The organism is Sphingobium sp. RAC03 (genome assembly GCF_001713415.1).
Taxonomy (GTDB): domain Bacteria; phylum Pseudomonadota; class Alphaproteobacteria; order Sphingomonadales; family Sphingomonadaceae; genus Sphingobium.
Map to the genome: position 1 here is coordinate 570,114 of NZ_CP016453.1, position 20,616 is coordinate 590,729.

At 60.9% G+C, this 20,616-nt stretch carries 23 protein-coding genes and 2 pseudogenes; 10 read left to right on the forward strand and 15 right to left on the reverse strand.

What is annotated here, in order from left to right:
* Entirely contained in the window at positions 1-267 is a 267-nt protein-coding gene (locus BSY17_RS02545; protein WP_237236239.1) for an Hpt domain-containing protein, read from the forward strand.
* 296 nt (positions 268-563) lie between these two features.
* Here BSY17_RS02545 and BSY17_RS02550 read toward each other — a convergent pair whose 3' ends face one another.
* Both BSY17_RS02550 and BSY17_RS02555 read right to left on the reverse strand, forming a co-directional pair.
* Entirely contained in the window at positions 564-1,322 is a 759-nt protein-coding gene (locus BSY17_RS02550) for an energy transducer TonB (protein WP_069064215.1), read from the reverse strand.
* Between the two features lie 4 nt (positions 1,323-1,326).
* Complete coding sequence (locus BSY17_RS02555) at positions 1,327-3,405, reverse strand: TonB-dependent receptor domain-containing protein (protein ID WP_171899168.1); 2,079 nt, start codon at positions 3,403-3,405, stop codon at positions 1,327-1,329.
* A gap of 134 nt (positions 3,406-3,539) precedes the next feature.
* On the opposite strand from BSY17_RS02555, the gene BSY17_RS21795 reads away from it, so the two are divergent.
* Positions 3,540-3,947, forward strand: coding sequence for a hypothetical protein (locus tag BSY17_RS21795; protein ID WP_237236114.1), 408 nt, complete (start codon positions 3,540-3,542; stop codon positions 3,945-3,947).
* Between the two features lie 317 nt (positions 3,948-4,264).
* Positions 4,265-5,095 carry an alpha/beta fold hydrolase gene (locus BSY17_RS02565; protein WP_069064218.1) on the forward strand — a complete coding sequence of 277 codons (831 nt, stop codon included), beginning with the start codon at positions 4,265-4,267 and terminating at the stop codon, positions 5,093-5,095.
* Here BSY17_RS02565 and BSY17_RS02570 read toward each other — a convergent pair whose 3' ends face one another.
* Positions 5,096-6,202: a GlxA family transcriptional regulator gene (locus BSY17_RS02570; RefSeq protein WP_443019398.1), complete on the reverse strand. Its 1,107-nt coding sequence runs from the start codon at positions 6,200-6,202 to the stop codon at positions 5,096-5,098.
* 81 nt (positions 6,203-6,283) lie between these two features.
* Here BSY17_RS02570 and BSY17_RS02575 point away from each other — a divergent pair, with 81 nt between their 5' ends.
* Entirely contained in the window at positions 6,284-6,691 is a 408-nt protein-coding gene (locus tag BSY17_RS02575) for a cupin domain-containing protein (protein ID WP_069064219.1), read from the forward strand.
* 527 nt (positions 6,692-7,218) lie between these two features.
* Here the strand turns inward: BSY17_RS02575 and BSY17_RS02580 are convergent.
* The 4 genes and pseudogenes from BSY17_RS02580 to BSY17_RS02595 form a co-directional block, all read right to left on the reverse strand.
* Positions 7,219-7,629, reverse strand: a complete 411-nt coding sequence (locus BSY17_RS02580) for a (R)-mandelonitrile lyase (RefSeq protein WP_069064492.1) — start codon at positions 7,627-7,629, stop codon at positions 7,219-7,221.
* Positions 7,630-7,709: 80 nt separating this feature from the next.
* Positions 7,710-8,078 (reverse strand): annotated as a pseudogene (locus BSY17_RS02585) (alpha/beta hydrolase); the annotation flags it as partial.
* 423 nt (positions 8,079-8,501) lie between these two features.
* Complete coding sequence (locus BSY17_RS02590) at positions 8,502-8,891, reverse strand: hypothetical protein (RefSeq protein WP_150125695.1); 390 nt, start codon at positions 8,889-8,891, stop codon at positions 8,502-8,504.
* 238 nt (positions 8,892-9,129) lie between these two features.
* On the reverse strand, positions 9,130-9,876 hold the full coding sequence (locus BSY17_RS02595) for an NADPH-dependent F420 reductase (protein WP_069064221.1): 747 nt from the start codon (positions 9,874-9,876) through the stop codon (positions 9,130-9,132).
* Between the two features lie 104 nt (positions 9,877-9,980).
* On the opposite strand from BSY17_RS02595, the gene BSY17_RS02600 reads away from it, so the two are divergent.
* The gene (locus BSY17_RS02600) at positions 9,981-10,343 is read left to right on the forward strand and encodes a winged helix-turn-helix transcriptional regulator (protein ID WP_069064222.1); all 363 of its coding nucleotides are present in this window, start codon (positions 9,981-9,983) and stop codon (positions 10,341-10,343) included.
* 256 nt (positions 10,344-10,599) lie between these two features.
* Here BSY17_RS02600 and BSY17_RS02605 read toward each other — a convergent pair whose 3' ends face one another.
* Positions 10,600-10,902 carry a type II toxin-antitoxin system RelE/ParE family toxin gene (locus BSY17_RS02605; protein WP_069064223.1) on the reverse strand — a complete coding sequence of 101 codons (303 nt, stop codon included), beginning with the start codon at positions 10,900-10,902 and terminating at the stop codon, positions 10,600-10,602.
* 2 nt (positions 10,903-10,904) lie between these two features.
* Positions 10,905-11,189 carry a type II toxin-antitoxin system ParD family antitoxin gene (locus BSY17_RS02610; protein WP_443019399.1) on the reverse strand — a complete coding sequence of 95 codons (285 nt, stop codon included), beginning with the start codon at positions 11,187-11,189 and terminating at the stop codon, positions 10,905-10,907.
* Between the two features lie 159 nt (positions 11,190-11,348).
* Between BSY17_RS02610 and BSY17_RS02615 the strand changes: the two are divergent.
* Positions 11,349-11,522, forward strand: a pseudogene (locus BSY17_RS02615) (integrase); the annotation flags it as partial.
* Between the two features lie 83 nt (positions 11,523-11,605).
* Here the strand turns inward: BSY17_RS02615 and BSY17_RS02620 are convergent.
* Positions 11,606-12,433, reverse strand: a complete 828-nt coding sequence (locus tag BSY17_RS02620) for a 23S rRNA (adenine(2030)-N(6))-methyltransferase RlmJ (protein WP_069064226.1) — start codon at positions 12,431-12,433, stop codon at positions 11,606-11,608.
* A gap of 123 nt (positions 12,434-12,556) precedes the next feature.
* Here BSY17_RS02620 and BSY17_RS02630 point away from each other — a divergent pair.
* A protein-coding gene (locus BSY17_RS02630) for an IS3 family transposase (RefSeq protein ID WP_237236241.1) occupies positions 12,557-13,788 on the forward strand; the annotation gives its coding sequence in 2 pieces (ribosomal slippage) (positions 12,557-12,893 and positions 12,893-13,788; 1,233 coding nt in all).
* 324 nt (positions 13,789-14,112) lie between these two features.
* Here BSY17_RS02630 and BSY17_RS02635 read toward each other — a convergent pair.
* The 5 genes from BSY17_RS02635 to BSY17_RS02655 all read right to left on the reverse strand — a co-directional run bounded on the left by BSY17_RS02635 (position 14,113) and on the right by BSY17_RS02655 (position 16,763).
* Entirely contained in the window at positions 14,113-14,919 is an 807-nt protein-coding gene (locus BSY17_RS02635) for a S1/P1 nuclease (RefSeq protein WP_069064227.1), read from the reverse strand.
* Positions 14,920-14,997: 78 nt separating this feature from the next.
* Positions 14,998-15,390 carry a polyhydroxyalkanoic acid system family protein gene (locus BSY17_RS02640; protein ID WP_083216991.1) on the reverse strand — a complete coding sequence of 131 codons (393 nt, stop codon included), beginning with the start codon at positions 15,388-15,390 and terminating at the stop codon, positions 14,998-15,000.
* The gene (locus BSY17_RS21465) at positions 15,308-15,745 is read right to left on the reverse strand and encodes a hypothetical protein (RefSeq protein WP_069064228.1); all 438 of its coding nucleotides are present in this window, start codon (positions 15,743-15,745) and stop codon (positions 15,308-15,310) included. The genes BSY17_RS02640 and BSY17_RS21465 overlap by 83 nt, the downstream gene beginning before the upstream one ends.
* Before the next feature lie 44 nt (positions 15,746-15,789).
* Positions 15,790-16,125, reverse strand: a complete 336-nt coding sequence (locus BSY17_RS02650) for a hypothetical protein (protein ID WP_069064229.1) — start codon at positions 16,123-16,125, stop codon at positions 15,790-15,792.
* Positions 16,126-16,181: 56 nt separating this feature from the next.
* Positions 16,182-16,763, reverse strand: a complete 582-nt coding sequence (locus BSY17_RS02655) for a helix-turn-helix domain-containing protein (RefSeq protein ID WP_171899169.1) — start codon at positions 16,761-16,763, stop codon at positions 16,182-16,184.
* A 272-nt stretch (positions 16,764-17,035) separates the two neighbouring features.
* Between BSY17_RS02655 and BSY17_RS02660 the strand changes: the two genes are divergently transcribed.
* Genes BSY17_RS02660 through BSY17_RS02670 form a run of 3 tightly spaced genes read left to right on the forward strand, consistent with a single transcriptional unit; the run spans position 17,036 to position 20,428 of the window.
* The gene (locus BSY17_RS02660; RefSeq protein WP_150125696.1) at positions 17,036-17,413 is read left to right on the forward strand and encodes a sigma factor-like helix-turn-helix DNA-binding protein; all 378 of its coding nucleotides are present in this window, start codon (positions 17,036-17,038) and stop codon (positions 17,411-17,413) included.
* Positions 17,414-17,417: 4 nt separating this feature from the next.
* Positions 17,418-18,368 carry a DUF7146 domain-containing protein gene (locus BSY17_RS02665; RefSeq protein WP_069064232.1) on the forward strand — a complete coding sequence of 317 codons (951 nt, stop codon included), beginning with the start codon at positions 17,418-17,420 and terminating at the stop codon, positions 18,366-18,368.
* The gene (locus BSY17_RS02670) at positions 18,365-20,428 is read left to right on the forward strand and encodes a ParB/RepB/Spo0J family partition protein (RefSeq protein ID WP_069064233.1); all 2,064 of its coding nucleotides are present in this window, start codon (positions 18,365-18,367) and stop codon (positions 20,426-20,428) included. The genes BSY17_RS02665 and BSY17_RS02670 overlap by 4 nt, the downstream gene beginning before the upstream one ends.
* Positions 20,429-20,616 lie beyond the last annotated feature (188 nt).

The following is a 20,616-nucleotide window of genomic DNA, read 5'->3' on the forward strand; positions in this document are numbered from 1 at the left end:
ATGGATGATCGCGTGGCGCATCTGCGCGCGCGCTTCATCGCGCGATGCCGCGCCGAACTGGCAATGATCGAGGCAAACGAGATCTTGGATCAGGATCTGCAGCATATGGCGCATCGCGCCGCCGGAATGGCAGGAACGGTCGGCCTGAAAGAATTGGGCATAGCCGCCGCCCATCTGGAAGACGCGCTGCGGCAGGGCGATCAGATAGCCGCCGCGCGCCTCGCCTTCCTGGGTGTGTTAAGGACGATCACCAGTGACAAGACATAATGGACGTCCCGCTATTATGGTCGGTATCCCATCTCCATGCACGGGCCATTCAGGTCATGACCAACGCCGTGAAGAATGTAGCCAGGCAGCACCTCAAACCCGTGCCAATGTGAAGAAGCGGACTGACTGGAATCGGGAGCGAGAAATTCTGTCGTGAATGTCTCAGAAGGGTCGTTCTTGCCTGCCCAAAGACTGTCGATCGTCCAAGGACTGGAGGTGCTAAGGCGGCCCGCAGGCCCAAGATGGAGCGGATATGCACGCTACGCCGATCGTGCAGGACAAGATCAATGACATCGCTATGCTGGCAGGGTGAATATGATCGGCGCCGTAAACTCGATGCGCTCGCCCGGTAGTTCGGCCGGTGCGCCAGGATAGGGGGAGGCGCGACGCAACATCGCTTCGGCCTCATCGTCCAGCACGGTATTGCCCGATCCCTGGACGATCGCACCCTCCAGCAACATGCCGGTGCGGTCGAGGACGAAGCGAACCTGCACCCGCCCCTCCTCCCGTCGCATCCGGGCCCGGCGGGGATAGATTTTATGGGCGTAGAGCCAGGATCGGACCTTGGCGGCATAGCTGCGGCTGGTCCCGGGTGGCGCTTTCACGTCCAGGCCATCCGCGGCGCCGCGGCGGGGCAGGGGCGCAGCCGAGGTGGCGGCGGTCGTGGTTTGCAAAGCGGGCGGCGATGGCGCTGCGGAGGAATTAGCTGCCGGTGCGGCAACCGGCATTGGCATGGAAAGGGAAAGACGCGATGGCACCGTCATGACCGGAGGCGTGATAGTGGTCACCGCGGGCGGTTGCAGTGCGGGCGGTTGTTTGGTCGTGGGGGGCTGAACAGCGGCAGGCGTGCTGGGCGTCGCTGTTTCCGCGTCTTCCTCGCCCTGCTCCACGCCCTTGAGTTGGGCGAGCGACAGGACCGTCAGCGCCGGAGATTCGCTCCGGCGGCTGACATGCCCCATGCCAAGGTTAAGCAGCGCTGCGATCAACAGCCCGTTGACCAGCAACGACGCCGCCGCCGGCCCGCCGATGCGGAAAGGATGCGCTGCCTGTGCCATGGCGTCAGAATGTGTTCGCCACGGTGAACTTGAAGCTCTGTCCTTCCGCGGCGAGCGAGGAAAGATGGCGGCGATAATGTTTATCGAAGACGTTATCCATGGCGATGCGGAATTCGAATCCCCTGGCCGCGCCGCTCTGCGGCTTGAAGGCGAAGAACAAATTATGGACGGTGTAGCCCGGTGTCGGCAGGCCAGATCCGGCTGAGGCGAAGGCACCGGTCGTCACCTTGTCCTGCCGCTCCGCAAACTCGCCAGTCCAGCCGCCCGACAGGCCGCTCGCCGCATCGGCATAGCCCAATGTCAGGCGATAGTCGTTGGCCGGAACGGTATTGAGATAATCCCCCGTCAGCCGGTTCTTGCCATCGATGAAGGACGCATTGCCGCGCGCGAAGAAGCCGCCCATGCCATATTCGGCCTCGACCTCCAGCCCCTTGAAGCGCGATCGGTTGATATTCTGGAAATAGGGCGTGCCCGCCGCGGCGGTGACATTGACGATCAGGTCCTTGACGTCATTCTGGAACAGGGTGGTCTTGGCGCGGAAGTGATCGCCCTTGCCCAGCATATCGTCGAAGGAGAAGGTGAAGCCGACTTCGACATTGTCGGATTTCTCAGGCCGTAGGTCAGGATTGTTGGGACGAGTGGCCGAACGGGTGAAGATTTCATCGATATTGGGCATCCGCACGGTGCGCGCGACCGAACCGAACAGGCCGAACCAGGGCGTAAAATTATACAGCGCCGCCAGCTTGGGCGATACGCCGCTATCCTTGACCTTGTCGGTCAGCGTCGTGCCGCCGACCACCGTGTCGCCGGGGGTCAGATCGGTCCAATCGACGCGGACGCCGGGCGTGATTGTCAGCTTGTCGGACCAGACGATCTCCAACTGGCCGAACAGGCCATAGCGGCTCATATCACCTTCGGGATGGGTGCCCGCGCCCGGCGTCACCGTGCCGTTCAGCGCCACGCGCGGGTTGCGCCGCTTCTGCTCGCTCCACTGGCCGCCCAGGATCAGGAAGGTCGTCCAGTCGCCACCCATGGCGAACTCGCTGGTGTTCTGGACCTTGGCCTGCCAGCTTTCATAGGAGAAGTCGGAATAGGCGAGCGGGCCGAGGAAGGTCGTCTCGGTCTGATGCACCTTCGACAGCGAGTAGGCGACCTGCGCCTCGACATTGAAGATCTTGCTGCCGTCGAAATCGTTCACATAGCCCAGCACGGCGGTCTTGTCGTGAACGCGGCGGCGCATCAGTGCGGCGCCAGTGGCGGCGGAAATCTGGTCATAAACCTGCGGCGCGTCGCTGATCCAGTCCTGATAGCTGGCCCCGATCGCGTGCTTCTTATTGCCACCGATCGCGACCCGGCCCTTGACCAGCCAGCTGTCGGACAAGGTGGCGGAGGCCGCAACGGTATCGCCATTGCCGCTCTTATAATCGTCGGTGCGCCGGTAGTTGTAGCTGCCCAGCAGCTCGACACCCTCGGTCGGCTGCACCGCGACGATACCCGATAGGGTGTGCGCCTGCGCATTGGTCTCAGTCGCCGCTTTCAACCGCACCGCCAGTGGATCGCCATCGTCCAGAAAATCGGATGCATCCTTGGTTGTGAAATTGACCACGCCCGCCAGCGCGCCAGCGCCATAGAGCGTCGAGGAGGCCGGGCCGCGCAGCACTTCGATCCGCTTGTAGAGTTCAGGCTCGGTGAACAGCGCGCCCATGCGATATTGTTCGTAGAATTTGGTGACGCCATCGACCGTCAGCAGGATGCGATTGTCGCTATCGCCGATCGCCGTGCCCATGCCACGAATGTTGAAGCCCTGGCCAAGCTGGCCCACGCCGCCCTGGACGTTGACGCCCGGCATCCCTTCCAACAGGTCGCCGATGGTGGTTGCCTGGACCTGGTCGATATCGTCCTGGTCCAGCGTGCTGACCGCCTGCGGCGTGTCGATCGCGACCTTTTCGGTGCCGGCGGAGATGACCATGCGGTCGAGCGCCAATCGCGTGGTTTCCGGCGCGTCGGCATCATCCTGCGCCAAGGCCTGTGTCGGCGTAACCATCAGCGCGGTTCCCAACAGCATCGGCAGTTTGGTCTTCATCTTATGTGCGGCCCCCATTGTCGGTACATTGGATCGGGCGTGGATCGCCCCGAACGACGACGCACCTATCAGCTTAATATGATATTGCAAGTGAGTCGCATTAGGATTAACGGCTGATGCAGAAAGGGGACATCATGAAGACACCGCCAATCCGTTCCATCGCCCTGCTGCTAACCCTCTTCGGGGCTTCCACCACGCAGGCGCATATGCCCTATGTGCTGCCAACCCTGTTCGATGTGGGCAAAGGTGACCATATCACCGTCCAGTCGGCCTTTGCCGAAGACGCCTTCCTGCCCGAAGTCGCGATGCGCGACGCGCCTTTCCATCTGGTCGGTCCAGACGGCAAAGACCTGCCGATCGGGCCGGTCATGCGGCAAGGAGGTGTGGCAGGATACACAGCGTGTGCCGTGATCCCGTTCCGCCTTAGGCCATTGACGCCACCAATTGTGTCGATTGTCCAGATAAGCTGCAGCCGCAGTCCCATCCCACGCCGACTTTTTTGTTGGCACGGCATCGCCACGCGTGATCATCGCCATTGCTAGAAGAATGGCGGAAGAAATGAGCGGCCAACGTGTCATTCAGCATTCCTGACGATAAGTGGACAGTGATAGCGAAGAGGCGCATGGGCACCATGTGTCATTCGACGTAATTCGCCTGGAAGGGCTTGGATCTCATACCTTGATCTCATGCCTTGTGATCAGCGAGGCTACCCGCCGAATTGCTGGACCAAATCCGGTGGGGCAACACATGTCAGTTTCGGCACGCACTCTGTCGGTTCTGCCGAGCGCTCCTGCGTCACAGCTCCTCTACATCGTCCACAGCAGCGGCGCTCCGCCGAGCTGAACAGAGGAGACCCGATATGTCGACGATCACCACCCAGGACGGCACCCAGATTTACTACAAGGATTGGGGCAGCAAGGATGCGCAGCCGATCGTGTTCCACCATGGCTGGCCGCTTTCCAGCGACGACTGGGACAATCAGATGCTGTTCTTCCTCGCCCAAGGCCATCGGGTGATCGCGCATGACCGTCGCGGTCACGGCCGGTCGAGCCAGACGGACACCGGCAACGAGATGGACACCTATGCTGCGGACGTGATTGCGCTCGCCGGGGCGCTGGATCTGAAGAACGCTGTCCATATCGGTCATTCGACCGGCGGTGGCGAAGTCGCCCGCTACGTGGCGCGGGCCGAACCCGGCCGCGTGGCCAAGGCGGTCCTGCTGGGTGCAGTGCCCCCGATGATGATGCGATCCGACAGCAACCCGGCGGGACTGCCGCCTGAGCTGTTCGACGGCTTTCGCACGTCGCTGATGGCCAACCGGGCCGAATTCTATCGTGAGATCGCAGCGGGACCATTTTACGGCTTCAATCGGGAAGGTACCAAGGTCAGCCAGGGGCTGATCGACAATTGGTCGCGCCAGGGCCTGATGGGCGGTGCAAAGGCGCAGTATGATTGCATCGCTGCATTTTCCGCGACCGATTTCACCGAAGATCTCAGGGCGATCGACTTGCCGGTGTTGGTGATGCACGGCACCGACGACCAACTTGTGCCGTTCGCGAACCACGCCCCGCGCGCGATCGAGCTGCTCAAGAACGGAACGCTGAAGACCTATGAGGGGCTTTCGCACGGCATGGCAGCGACGCACCCGGGCGTGATCAACGCCGATATGCTCGCCTTCGTGCGCAGCTGATCACCCTGTCGACGGGGGCGGGCCAAGGTCCGCCCTCTTTTTGCTCTTCTCCGTGAGACTATGCGCGAGGGCTCCGGCCGGCGCAGTCAGTTCGTCCGACGCGACCCCGAAGCGCCGGCGATATTCGGCAGGTGCCAACCCGGTAACCCGCTGGAAAATCCTGCGAAAGGCCGAGGAATCGCTATAGCCGACAGTCCAGGCGATTTGGTCGACGGATGTGCGCGTGTGCTCAAGCAGTTCACGCGCCTTCTCGACACGGATTTGTTGGGCATATTCGGTAGGCCTAAGGCCCGTGGCGAGTTTGAAACGGCGCATGAACGTGCGTTCTTCCAGGCCCGCGCGTTGCGCGAGCGCAGCGACGGAAATCTCCCGCGCACCGGTCGCCTGCATCCAATGCTGAATGGCGAGGATGCTGGCATCTCCATGACGGAGCATCGGCACAAACTGTGCATAGGGACGCTGCGCGCGCCCGGGCGGATCGACCAGCAGGAAACGCGATGTGCTGAGCATGACGCTGGGTCCCAGCAGACGCTCCACCAGGGTAAGGCCCAGATCGGTCCAGGCGAGAATCCCGCCCGCAGTGATGATGTCGCCATCGTCGATCAACATCCGATCGGCGTCGACCCGTACGGTTGGAAACCGAGAGCCCAATGTCTTGGCGAACGCCCAGTGAGTGGTTGCCGGTCGGCCACTCAGCAGCCCCGTCTCGGCAAGCACAAAAGCGCCAGCGCACACCGAGCACAGCGTGGCTCCGCCTCGGTGCAGGCCAGACATCCAGTCGGCGAAAGCAGTCATCTTTTGCATCTGTTCCGGGACCACCAGGCTGGGGGGCGTGACGACATGCGTGAGCGAATGCGGTGCTTTCGGGTCGGTATCGAAGATGCAGACGATGTCCGCGTCTTCCTGCCGCCAATGGCTGACGCGGATCGCATTCGGGGAATCGGCCGATCGCGCAATGTCGTTGGCGATGCGGAACAGGTCCGTCAGGCCGTAAATCGCGGAAAGCTGGCAGTCTGGATATAGCAGCAGCCCTATTTCCGCGACCAGGCGGGTCTTTGTGCTCATGTCACTTCTGTCTCGCATACTGTCGGTTTCGGCTAGCGCCACTAAGCGGCGTGCACCCTATACCTTCTCAAGCAAGAAGCTTTCGGGTCACAGCTACCAAATCAGAAGGAAACGGAATTGTATATGAAGCTCGCAACCGCGATCGCAGCCGCGTTCGTCGCGTCCGGCACCGTCGCAGCAACAACGCAGGCCACACAGGGGGTCACGCGCACCGACCTGCAGCGCCACGACTTGTCGATGGAGGGCCGCGAGACGGTTCAGGCGCGGATCGACATCGCGCCGGGGGTTACTGCACCATGGCACCGCCATCCCGGCGAGGAGGTGATCTACGTCATTGAGGGCGTCCTGGAGTATCAGCTCGAGGGCAAGAACCCGGTGACCCTAAAGGCAGGTCAAGTGCTGTTCGTTCCTTCTGGCGTTGCGCACAAAGCTCACAACCCCGGCACCACGAACGGCGCCGAATTGGCGACGTACATCGTCGAAAAGGGCAAGCCGCTCGTCGTGCCCGCGCCGCATGTTGAAAAGCACTGACATTGCCCTGGGCCAGTGTCCGCTTTCTGGCATCGCGCCAAGGGCAGACACATCCAGCCCAACATACAACGATACCGCGCGGTCCCGCCGGTGGGCGGCAGGTTGAGCCGATGCCTCAACATCAACCAACGACCGCTATTGGGTTTGCGAGAGTCGCGCCGGGACGGCGACAATTGGGGGGCGTTGCTGCCGGGCAGGTCCCCGCCCGCGGAACGACGGGTTCGGGCATCAGCCGTCGTTCGCGCCGCTCCGCTAAAGGACGTATTTGGTCGCGTTCTGCCGGAATAGCTGCCGGTCCGCACCTGGGAGCGAAATTGTGGGGCTGAGTGGCAGGGAAGGGTCGACTGCTACCGGAAGCGAACGCTGAGTTGTGGGACTGTGGTGCAGTCGACGAGCGGTACGTTGAACGGCCGAGTTTGTCCGGAGCCGACATTCAGCGTTCGTGGCGACGCAGGTGGCAGCAAATGGTCGCAAGCGGGCTGAGCGCTTTTCCAATTCAAGGCTTCACGATTACATGCGGCAGCCGATCAGTCCTTCCCGAGCGGAGCGAGATACTGCTCGTCGGTGACCTTCTCCATCCAGGCTACTGGTGTACCGTTCACTGACTCCTGGATCGCGATATGAGTCATGGCGTGATGCAACGTCGCCCCATGCCAATGCTTGTGTTCTGCCGGGCACCATAGAATGTCGCCTGCGTTGAATTCGAGCTTTGGGCCGCCCTCGATCTGGGTCCAGCCGATGCCCTCGGTGACGATCAACGTCTGGCCCGCGGGATGCTTGTGCCATGCCGTCCGAGCGCCTGGCTCAAAGTGGACGATCGCGCCACCAACCCTCGAAGGATCAGGCCGCTGTAACTGGCCGGTGATGGTGACCTTGCCTGTAAAATACTCGGCTGGGCCGTCCACGGTCTTCATGTCTGCCTTGCGGTTGATATCCATCGTTGTTTCTTCCTGAGCTGCGGCACCGGTCGCAATCACGACCGCTGCGAGTGCGATCGGCAATCTGGCAAAAAACGTCATCACTGATCTCCCGTGAGGTGCTGGCGGAAGAAGCTTGTGAACTTGTCAAAAGGAATTACGTCCACGCGGTCATACAGGTCCGTGTGGCTGGCTCTGGAAACGATGACGAGTTCTTTGGGTTCGGCCGCCGCTGCATAAGCCGTCTCGCTAAAGTATCGCGAATGGGCCTTCTCGCCGTGGACGAACAGGGTTGGCCGCGGGGAGATTTCCCGGATGTAGCTCAGGATCGGCATGTTCATGAACGAAAGCGGCGTGGTTATCGTCCATGATCCGTTCGAATTCACCGACCTCGGATGGAAGCCCCGCGGCGTCTTGTAATAGTCATGATAGTCCACCAGGAACTGGGCCTCGCCGCCTTTGAGTTTATCCAAGTCGCCGACAGCAGTCGCCGGCGCTTGCCGCTTTCGTCGCTGCCGTGCGGTATCGCGACTGAGTAAACATAATCGCGATAGGTGCCCGACCGGTTTCGCTCGGTTGGAAATGTAGGCTCAACGTTCGATTTTATAAGCTTTGCTGCAGGACGGTTTCGCGCCGCACTGGTGGCAGGTGACAGCCGAAGCTGCCGTTCAAAACCCTCCAGGCGAACGACTGACTCTGGTCGACTGCTCCGGAAGCGAGGCGCGGATTCGTGGGGCGAAGCCGTCGCTCCTGATGGCTTCTGCCAACGGCAGCGCTCGTCAGAACCGGACGTGCATCCGGCGCTCGCGGGACGGCGCGACGGAGGTCATAAGAGGCGACTCTCCGCGGCCGCCGTCCGTTCGCGCAGCCGATGCGAATAATCGCCTGTGATGCTAGCTCGTGAAGTCGGGCGCGGTCCATTCGGGCGGATCGTGAATTTTCGACCGTTTGATGCTGCCGGTGAACCCGGTCGCCAGTTGCAGGGCCGCCTTGTCGCCCGTCCATGACACGCGATCTCGATTGGGGTCGGCCATGATCTGGGCGATCATGGCATGCGGGTCGACGGCGTATCGGTAAAGGCCTGCCGCGCCATAGTCTTTCGCGTCGCCGAAATAGAGCAGCCGAGCTTCACCTTCATGTTTGAAGGCGCGTCGTTTGAGCAGCAGATGGGATGCGAAGCGCTGCGGGCTGAGGTCGAGCCGGCCGCTGGTCTGCGCATAGTCCCGCAACTGCGCCTCGCGCTTACCCGCCATTCCCGCCCAGTAGTTCAGCGGCAGGTTCATTGCCTAAACCCGACGCCCAGCGGACCATCCACAGGGAAAGAATTGCGACCATGAATGGACCGCATTTTGCCTGACCGGCTTCGTCCTCCGGACAGCTGCCGCTCCACGGCTGCCCCGTCTCGGCCTCTGTCGCGATCGTTCTCGAATTCAAGACCTGCCGCTTGTTCAGGGTCGCCGCGGGTGCGCCAAGCGGCTAGTCCTTCAATCCAGGAAAGAAGAACAAGCCACTGACAAGCCACTACATATTGATGGCGCGAACCAGACGAACGCCCCAATCCTCATCAGGATTGGTGGTGCCGTCACCCAGACGCTCCTGCATTACGGCAACGCCAAGATCCCGTCGCTTGGGCAACCTGTCCCGCTCCGCCGCTTCCAGAGCGGAGGCGATCTCGGCATAAGTTAGGTCCGTGCAGTAGACCGGCGCGCCAGGCTGTTGGCGCCATGAATTGGCTAGGGAGCCAGCGTCGAACGCATCCAGCCCGGTATCATTGACCAGCGTCATCACAACTCGCCGGTCTTGCTCACGGTCGGCAGCAACAGGAATAGCGATCCTGTCCGGCGCACCTGCCGGTTTGTATTTGCTTGCAAGGGAAGCAGAGCCGATCGCGTTCCACGCTTTAGCGATCGGACGGCCGAGTTGCTCCGCCACCCACAGGCTTTCGACCTGGCCGCTTTCGATCGGCTCGATCTTGTCGTCACGGAACGGGTAGTAATTGGAGGTGTCAATCACTGTCACATCCTCCGACAATGCGGCGATTAATGGCGCAATATCGCGAATGCGGTTCAGCGGAATCGACAAGATGACCGCCTCTACATCGGTAAGCGCAACTTCGGTCGTCACGGCCCGCGCACCGGTCGAAAGAAGCTCGGCTTCAATGGTGTCGGGTCCACGAGAATTGGCCACCTTGACCTCATGTCCTGCCGCGCTCAGTCGCATGACCAATGTCTTGCCGATATGGCCAGTACCCAGGATTCCGATCTTCATCTGCTTGTCCTTGTGCGTTGTTGCTTCACGCCCAAAGTTATGAGTAGATGGCCAAAACGGCAAGAACCCACCAAAAAGTGGGTATGACACCAAAAGGTAAGTGCATGGCAGATCGTGATTGGCAGTGCGAGAGTCCCGAGCAGCAGCTGGTGTGGGCTGCCGCGACCAGCGAGGCGCTGCGGGTGCTCGAAGGCAAATGGAAGATCGTGATCATCTTTCAACTGTTCGCGGCCAAGGAGCCTCTTCGGTTCTCGGAGTTGGAGCGTCGTGTCGCAGGCGTGAACCAGAAGATGCTGATCCAGCAACTTAAGGAGCTGGAGAAGGACGGTATCGTCACGCGTACGATCTATCCTCAGGTGCCGCCCAGGGTTGAATATGCACTCAGTGCAATGGGTCTGGCGCTCGGACCCTCCATAGAAGCTCTGATCGACTGGACCTTCATGCGACGAGAGGCCTCCGAAAGCTGAAGCGCCAACCATAAATGACCGTCAGCTAATTGGCATCCAGCCTCTGGAAGAGAGCGGCCTTTTCTTCTCCAACGAGGTTGCCGCGGTCTTGAATGGGCGCAAGCCGCAGGGCGGGTCCATCTCTGCCGAATGGCAGGTGTCGGAGCAAGCCGACGTTCGGCACCCTACCGCCGAATAGCGGATGTTGGTCGGCAGGAGAAATGCCAAGTAGGGTGGGGATCTCTGCGGATTGTTCGCAAGCACGTACCTTGCACGGCTAGCCGTCGTAGTTCGAAGACATCCAATCCTCCCTGCCATGCCGGACACGCAGAATGATGACTTGGTCCTCATCTCCCACGTCATAAATCACCAGATGTGCCTTGTAGGGATGTACGCGGACGGGAGGCGATATTTCCTCCCGCAATCGAGCAGCCTGGGGATACTCGGCAAGAAACGCGAATATCGCGCTCAGCCCTTCAAGATAGGTATCGGCTTGAGGTAGTCCGAACTGCTTGATGCCTTCGAGAAAGATGGTTGTCAGATCGTCGGCTGCGGCGCGCGTTAAGCGAAAGCGAGGCACGGTCAGGCTTGCAAGCCAGCCTGGCTGATCGCTCGCGTCCGGATGTCCGCCATCGTCTCGTCGCTCAAACCGCTGGCGCGGGCCTCATCGACAAGGCGCTGCACGACCGCGACTTTGTCGGCGCGTTCTTGGTCCCGGCGGATGAGATCGCGCACATAGTCACTGGCATTGCTATACCGACCAGTGTCAGCTTGCGCTTCGACCCATTGCTTCATCGGATCGGGCAGTGAGATGTTCATCGTAGCCATGGCAACCTCCAAGGGCAAGAAAATAGCAAAGATTGGCAAAGGTTGTCAATTCTCGCCTGACCTGCCCCCGCGAAGAGTGGCCATTGTGCAGCCGACGCCTTCTACGATTCCCCAAGCGCGGCTTGCTCCAAGCCGCGCTAATCTCCCCCGGAGGTCTGCAGCCGTTCTTCAGAATGGCCAATTTTGGCCAATTGCAGAATGATCAGGAAAATGTCTGAAACCTTTAATGCATCCCCCAAGCGCCCGGTCTGGAACGCTGGGCGCGCGGTCGGCGCCAAGCGGGCGCTGAAGCCAAAGCAAATCTGGGAGATCCGCTTTTGCCTTAATCAGCGCCGCCGCCTCAGGGATCGGGCGCTGTTCGACCTTGCAATCTACAGGCTCGTCCCAACCTATGTTCAGATGCCTGGCGCATTGTCGAACTGGTTCGGAAAAGCTCGAAAGGACAGGCCAGGCCACTAGCCCAACCAATCAGTTGTGATCTCGCCCCTATGCCCTTTCGGCGCCAGCGCGGCGCGCAAGGCTTCCAGCAGAGGCGGCAGCACCTGCGTGAAGGCGTAGGGCGGATTGACGATATAAAGGCCCGCGCCGTTGTATAAGCCGGACTGGTCGCCATCGTATAACCAATGCTCCACCCGCAGCAATTTGGGAATGCCGAGTTTGCGTAATTGCTCCCTCCACCGCCCATGCGTGGCGCGGTCTTTCAGCGGATACCAGATCACCGTCACGCCATGCGCCCATTTGCGGTGAGCGGCGGCAAGTGTGGCTGTGATGCGTTCGCGTTCGTCTGCCTGCTCATAAGGCGGATCGACCAGCACCACGCCGCGCGCGGTGCGGGGTGGCACCATCGCCAGCCAAAGCTCGTAAGCGTCGCGCTCATGTACGGCAGCGGTCGTGCCGCGCATCATGCCGCGCAGGGTATAGGCATCCTCGGGATGTTTTTCGTTCAGGATCAGGAAATCCTGCGGCCGAAGAAGCTGCGCCAGAATCCGCGGCGAGCCCGGGTAAAAATGTGCCTCGGTCCCGACATTTACCGCTTGTACGACGGCGCGGTAGTCGTTCAGCAAGGCGTTCGAGTCGGCAAAAGCCCGCTGCACGCCCTGCGTGGACTCGCCGGTGCGTTGGGCATCCTCTCCGTCAAGGTCGTACAGCCCGCAGCCTGCATGGGTGTCGATCAGGGTCAGCGCGCTCTGTTTTTGCTGCAAGGCCCGCACGAGGGCAATTAGCAGGCTGTGCTTGACGACATCGGCGCTATTGCCGGCATGGAAGGAATGACGATAATTCATTGCGACCCGAATGCTTGACGATCTACATTTATATTTGAGGCCGGGCACGGTTGCTGAAGTAGCCCCCAAAAACGCCTGACAGGCCCTCACACTTATGGAAGTGTGATGCATATGCCTGACCGTATGACTGGAACATATGACCGCGTAGAGGTCATTACCTCGGTGCAGCGCCGTCGGCGCTGGACGCCCGAGGAGAAGATTCGCATCGTTGAGGAGACCTATTTGCCGGGGAACTCGGTGTCGCTGGTCGCCCGCCGCCATGGCATCGCGGGCAACCAGCTATTCACCTGGCGACGGCTGATGGCTCAGGGTGCACTCACAGCCGCTGCGGCCGGCGAGGAAGTTGTGGCCGCATCCGACTACCGCGCGCTTGAGGCGCAAGTCCGCGAACTGCAGCGCCTGCTCGGCAAGAAGACGATGGAGAACGAACTGCTGCGCGAGGCTGTCTCCCGGGCCGCAGGCCCAAAAAAACAGCTGTTGCGCTCGACCTCGTGGCCCGAGGGTGGACGGTGAGCGCGGTTGCAAATGCCGTCGGCATGTCACGACCGCATCTCTCCGCAATGCAACGACCAGCAGAACGACGGCGTCGCGGGCGTCCCCCCTTGCCCGACGCCGAACTCGCCGCCGATATCCGCAGGCTGATCGCCGACCTGCCAACCTATGGCTATCGGCGCGTGCATGCCCTGCTGCGCCGCGAGGCGGAAAAAAACGGGCGCGCAGCGCCCAATCCAAAGCGCGTCTACCGCGTCATGAAGCTGCATGGCTTACTGCTCCAGCGCCACGCCGGACGCCGCGAGGAACGCCGGCATGACGGCAAGATCGCCGTCGTCACCCGCAATACACGCTGGTGTTCGGACGGCCTCGAGATCGGCTGCGACAATGGCGAGAAGGTCCGCGTCGCCTTCGCCCTCGACTGCTGCGACCGGGAGGCGATGGGATATGTGGCCACTACCGGCGGCATCACCGCCGAGGACGTGCGCGACCTCATGGTTGCCACCGTCGAGCATCGCTTCGGCCAGGTGAACAAGCTGCCCCACACCATCGAATGGCTGACTGATAACGGCAGCTGCTACACTGCCCAAGATACAAGGCGCTTCGCGCGCGACATCGGCCTGGCACCACGCACCACGCCGGTCGAAAGTCCGCAGAGCAACGGAATGGCCGAGGCTTTCGTCCGGACCCTCAAACGAGACTACGCCCGCGTCAGCCCGCGACCCAACGCACAGGCCGTCATCGACCAGCTGCCAAAATGGCTCGACCACTATAATCGCGTGCATCCGCATCGCGCTCTCGGCTACAGATCGCCAAGAGAGTTTATCGAACGTTCAACCCGTGAGGAACTGTCCGGCCTTTAGGGGGCAACAACAGTTGCCGAGCGCGAAGCGATTGAAGAAACCAATCCGGCGCTAGTATGAAGTCGTGTGGAAACCTTCAATACACTTCTGTACGACGCCTCAAGTCCGCGTTAGCGATCGCTACCAGAGGCGGAGACGCAGGGCTCCGCGCGCATGGACATGTTCGAACAACGTAACGGACTTGCGCCCGCTCAATGTAGGATGACTTGGATTAGTTAACTGCCGCCGGACAGGAGCAAGCTCGGCCATGGACCTGGCGAAGTCGGAAATGACATCGTCGTTGGCTGGATGCGTCGATACATTCACATTATGTGTCGAGGTGTGTTATTTAGTTTGCTTGGCCGGAAGGGTGCCGGTTCCAGGCTCGAACACCCAGTTCAGGTAGGCCGCGATCCTTACGCCTCCACGCTTCAGTCGATCGTCGATCTCCGATCGATGCCTGTAGGCATAGTCCCAGGATATGCTGGCGTCGGCGGGGTAGATCGTCTTGCGCAGCGCGATGCTCTCGGCAATCCAGACCGAAGGCGTAGGATCGCTCCAGTCGATTACCTGCTCGGGCGAAATCGAGCGCGACAGCCATTGCGCATATTCGGAATAGGACAAGGCGCGTTGTTCGATCATGGCCGAATCCCACACCGAATGAAGGTTGGTCGCGCGGCCGAACCAGGTAACCTTGACATCATTGCCACCCCGGTCATCGCCACCGCCCGCGTGCAATGGCTGATGCAGATCGCCGATGATGTGCACGATGAAGCGGAGGGCCAGCCGCTTGTCCTCGATGGACGATTTGGGATTGCGCAACGTCGCCGTAAAACCATCCAGCGCGCTCATGGCATCGCCCTCTGGCGGCACGTCCTTACTTTGATAGCTGTTCCCTTGCCTGACCGTCACATAGTGCCAGGGGCCAGCCTTCTTCTGCCAATATTCGGCAGGGTCGGATTTCATGTCGTCGGGCCAGGTCGCTGCCTCGGCGAGATCCTGCGTACCTAGCAGAAGATGGACATGGGCGCGCGCGACGCCGCTCAAATTCTCATCGGCAATGGCACCGGTTATGCGGTGACCGACAGGACCCCACGCCTGAGCGGGCGTGGTCAAAAGCAATGGGATGGCGAGAAGGGAGTATATGCGCATGGCTGTTCCTTGGCGGCATTTCCTCTCCAGGGAAAGATGGTTTGCTGTAGATGGCGTTTCTCTCCGCGTGGCGCGAACCTAGATCGTCCTGTCGGCCCTATCGTCCAGCATCAGCCGTTCGCCCTGCTTCTCTACTATGGCGGCGATCGGCCCTGACATCAGGCTCAGCATGCCAGGAAGATGGAGCGTCACCCGCAGCCGATTGTCTTCCGCATCAACGGTGCAGGGCACTTCGACGCCCATGGTTGCGACCGTCAATGCAAGACGCTCAGCGCTGGGCCATGAATGGGTCACAGTGGCTGCGCCGCCCGGGATGTGCGAGGCCAGTTTGCCAACGCCCCTCTCCATGCGCCGTATGGCCTCGTCGCGACCAAGAGTGTGGGGAATGTCAATTACAGTCGGAGATGCCATGGTCCATGGACGCTTGGACCAAGGATGTGGTTCCGGCTCTGTCGCGTGGGTCCGCATCATGAGGCTGGCGCTGGGGTATTCGCCCGAGCGGTGGCGGGACGATGCGCTCTTCGCGCCAGAGGTGAGGGAAGCTTACCTCTGCGCCTAGCATCGCCGTGACCCAGAGCGGCCAGAACCGTGTGCTTTGTAGAGAAAGCCATATAAACACACTCAATAAAGCGAAATCGACCAGGAGAATCGCGATCTCGATATGGTGGAACCTGTCGCCGAACGGGTCGACAAGCCCTACGGACAGACAGGCAGCGCCCAGCAGGGCTGCAGCGCCGATCCTTTCGGGCGTGCCGCCCCGCCATGCGGCATAGAGGGTGCTGACAATGAGCAGGGTCAGGAACGCGATTTGCCGGGTCATGACCATGATTGAACCCAGGTGGCCGCATTGCGTCAATCGTCTCGTGCGCGTCAGACGACGCGCAGATGGGCAGGCTGATCATGCGAGACAACTTTGAAAAGATCGCCATAGGCGGTTTGCCCGAGGCCAACATCATCGCTGGCCCGTTTGAGATGGGCGTGTGTTATCACCATCTGCTCGCGTGTCTGCGCAATCAGCATGACCGCTGCGGCAGATGTCGCGATAGCCTCCTGGCCGATCGCGGCCGCGAAACGGGCATCGAGACGGGCCAGGGGTAGCGAGGCATTGAGTTCGGCAATCCGGGCAGCAGCAATATCGAGCGCCGCTTCGGCGGCAAATAGCCGTTCGGCAACCGATTTGGCGATGGTCTGTCGTTTAGCGCGCATAGGATCTCCTTCCCGCAAAGGCGGGTGCATAAGGGGCAACAGAAAAAATGTTGGTTTTAGTGGCGTGCCAGGGCGTCGAGCGCCGAGAGCAGAGACGCGGCCGATCCTGCCATCACAAGAGCAAGCGCCGCCATGATCGCCAGAGCAATCAACGTCATGTTCGAATTCAGGTCATTGTCGGGCCTCCCGCTTGTGCGGAATGGCAGAAAATTACCCATCAGGGGAAAGCGTACCGAACCATAGTAGCCCTCCTGCTGTGCGGCCAATAAACCAGCATCGGCAATATCTGCGTCCACTTGATCGTCAGTGGAATCAAATTGGCCAGACGCAGCCGGGAATGGCAGGCCCAAAGATTGGGCGCCCATTTTTTGGGCCCTCTGAGACGTCTCGACGAGACTCTCTTCATAGGCAGCCACTAGCCGTGCCGCCTCCTGCCGGGCAATACCGCCCAACTTGCCACGCGCTGCCAATATATGTTTGTCGACACGACCATGACTATTACCCAGATGCGTAGCGATCTCCTTGCTCGAATAGCCCCGCGCCACCAGGGCAAGGCATTGTCGTTGCCGACCCGTCAGGCTCGCGAGCCTCGTCTCAAAGGCCGCAATGTCCGGCGGAACGGGTGGTTTGGTCATCATCGCGCACTGTCTCCAGCCTTGCGACGCAACCATGGCAGATCAGTCGCAAATAATATTTCCTCTGCGGCCCCGCTCACAATGTCATGAAATTGCAACGCAAACGCAACCATTCAGCCCCGTATTTTGAGACGAATTGAAGTAAATTTGCACAGCTATATCCCGTCCAGCCGGGGGCGGGATGCAGCCATCCAGACCTCCGGGCATGGAGGGGAGGGGATGGACAGGGGATGATCGGGCAGGTTTCGGCCAGAACGTCCCAACGGATATCCACCATGAACGCACTTATCGTCCGCCTCGCGCGCCATATATTCGCCTGCCTGCGTTACCGCAGGGATGAGGCTCTCATAGGCACTATATTTGTCTGGCTCGACGACCAGGAACAAGCGGATCAGGATGATCTTCTGACCAAACAACGGTCGCAGGACCGATCCGCATGGTATTACGATCAATCGGCCTTGTCTTCCGGCAAAACCGATATGACCGCACGCTGCGCTGAACATATGCCAACTCCGACCCGGCTCTTTCTCTTGCTGCGCGTACGTTATGCAATGCAGATTGACGACATTGCGCGAACCTTCGAGATCCGCCCACGCCGGGTTCGTCGCCATTTGCGGCGAGCCGTAGCGATACTTGCGCGCGACAGGCTTTGACGAAATGACGGTTCCCCTCGACCGGCTTGTCCTGGAAGCGCGCGCAAAGCTGCTGGTCAAACGTCTGGGCGGCCGCTGGGCCTCGTCTGGCGGCCTGTGCCTTTGCCCGGCCCATGACGATCATCATCCCAGCCTTTCTGTCCGACTGGGCAAGACAGCTCTGCTCTTCAAATGCTTTGCAGGCTGCCATGCCCGCGATGTGCTGCGCGCAATCGCACGGATCGACCATCAGGCGCTGACAGCTTGTCATGAGCCTGGTCATTCGACGCGCGATTTTCAATCCGGTTTCCGCAGCCAGGCGAGGGACATCTGGCATGCGAGCCGACCGATCGCTGATACGCCGGCCCAGGCCTATCTGCAGTCGCGTTCCATCACCAATCTGGGAGAATGGCTGCGTTTCCATCCGCGAACGCCCTTGCGATCCGACACGGGGCTTGAGTTTCGCCCTGCCATGATTGCTGCCGTGCGCGACAGAGAAGAAATTGTCGCCATCCACCGGACATTTCTTGATCGTCGCTATTCCCGTCTCGCCGACGACGTACAACCGGCCCGTCGCTTGCTGGGCCGACCCGGTCATGGCGCCGTCAAGCTGGCTCCCGCTACCAATATTGTTGGTCTTGCCGAAGGCATCGAGACGGCCCTGTCGGCCATGTCCTTTCTCGACATTCCGGTCTGGGCCACGCTCGGTAGTGAGCGCCTGCACAGCATTGCCATTCCCGCGTCAGTTAACCGACTTATTCTGCTTCCCGACAACGATCGTGCGGGCAAAATCGCCGCAATGCGTGCGCTGGCGGCGTATCGCGGCGCCGGCAGGACGGTCACGCATATCCGGCCGCCATCAGGCTATAATGACTGGAACGATGTCCAGCATGCAAGGGAGGGAGGGGGATTGGGTGATGTGGCGCAGGAAGACCCGATGGGCGGGTCTTTGGCGCCTGGAGATCCCAGTCGATGAACCAGCTTCCCATTCTCGTTGCCGCGGCGAACCTCAGCAAGTCGCCATCCAATGTCCGCAAGTCCAGCGATGCTGTCGCCGACGCCCAGCTCGAGGCCAATATCGCCGCCAAGGGTATAAGGCAGAATCTGATCGGCGTACCGGTCGCGCGCAAGAAAGGCCATTATCGTATCGCCGCGGGCGGACGGCGCCTCGATGCGGTGCATCGTCTCATCGAAAAGGGCGTCTTCGCGCCAGACTATCAGGTGCCGGTGCTGGTCCTGCGCGACGCGAAAGATGCGATCGCCACCAGCCTGGAGGAAAATTTCTTCAAGCTCAGCATGAACCCTGCCGACACCTGCCGGGCTTTCCAGGATATTGTCGAAACCGAAGGCAAGACCCCGGCCGAGATCGCCAAACGTTTTGGCCTGACCGAGCGCTTCGTACTGGGACGGCTGCGCCTCGCAGATTTGGCGCCCTGCATTTTTGATGCCCTGCGCGACGGTGAGATCAGCCTTGAGATCGCCACGGCTTATGCCAGTAGTCCCGATGCCGTCCGCCAGGCGCAGATATTCGAAACTCTTGGGCAGAGCTATTACCGCAATAATCTGAACGAGATCAGGCGCCAGCTTGCCCAAGGCAGCTATAGTGGAAATGACCCTAAAGCCCTGCTTGTCGGCCGCGAGGCCTATGTGGCCGCCGGTGGCCGGATCGACAGCGACCTGTTCACCGACGATGCGAGCGAGATGTGGATCGATGGCGACCTGCTCGATCAACTGGCGACCGACAGGCTGGCGCAGGCGGCGCAAGCGATCCGGGAACGGGAAGGCTTTGGCGATGTCCGCATCGTGCCGACCACCCATATTGCCTATAGCGCAACCTGGGATCTCAAGCCCATTGAGGGCGAACAGCCACCGCTGACGCCAGAGCAGGAACAGCGGCTTGCTGATATCGAAGTGGAACTGGAAGCGTTCGAGAACCCGGTTGAAACCGACGAGACCGAGGAGGAGGTCGAAGCGCGCTATGATCGGCTGAATGCTGAATATGAGGCAATCCGGCAACGGGCGCCGATCCTGACCGAGGAGCAAAAGGCGTCCGCACTGGCCTATGTGGTCATCGGTTCCGACGGTCAGCCGCGCGTCCACGAACAGCTTTATCATGTTTCGGCTGAACAGGCCGACGATGCGCAGGATTCTACCGGTGATGATGATGAAGTCGATGCGGATGCGGATTGCGCGCCAGCACAGGTGGCGCCGGCCCCGCCCAAGATCAGCCAGCGCCTTGCCGATGAGCTCGCTGAAATGAAGGCTGAACTTCTGCGCGTCCATATCGCCAGCGATCCGCGGTTCGCGCTCGATCTCGCCACCTTCTTCATGGCTGACGCGGCAACGCGCACCTATGGCAGCGCGGAACGGGCCACCGACCTGCGCGCCAATGCCCCCGCATCGCCGCTTCATGGCTATGAGAGCGATACGCCTGCCGCCGGCCAGTGGCTCAAGCTGGAAAAAGATCTTGATCGATGCTGGATCAATCATGCCGATGTGCGGACACGCTATGACGCCTTTTGCGCTTTGAGCGAGGAGGCACGGGCTGCCTGGTTCAGCTGGGCAATTGCCCGGACGGTCCAGGCGGTGCCTGCCGGGCGGACCGGCAGCGTGTTTCTCGACCATCTGGGGGTCAAGTTCGGGATCGATGTTACGGCCTGGTGGCGACCGACCGCGCGCAACTATTTCGACCGGGTCAGCAAGGCGATGATCCTCCAGGCGTTCGAAACGGTCGGCGGCCTGGAACTGAGTTCCCGCTACGCGGCGTCGAAGAAGCATGATCTTGCGCTCTCGGCCGAGCGCCTCTTCAGCGGCGATCTCATCGTCGAGGCAGAGGTCAAGGAACGCGCGCTGCAATGGTTGCCGGACGCCATGCGCTTTGTGCCGGTTGGTGAAGCTGAAGCCAGTCTCACCGGAGATGGCGATGCCGATTGTGGCGTCGGGCGGGTCAGTGTCGATGGAGATGCTGCGGCGGAAGCGCTCGCTGAGGCGCCTGACGAAGATTCTGGAGAGAACCGCGTCGCGCAGGCGGCCTGAGCCTGCGGTATAATGCTGGGGACCATGATGTGTCGTCATGGTCCCTTTTTCTGTCCGCCGTCCTGGGAGGTAAGGGGAGCGGACGAGGCGTGGACCGATCGGGTCCGAGGCCTGGAGATTTTTATGACTCTTCCTTTGTTCGCTACGCAGCAGCCTGCTCCCGTCGCAACGTGTGCATGTGCGCAACG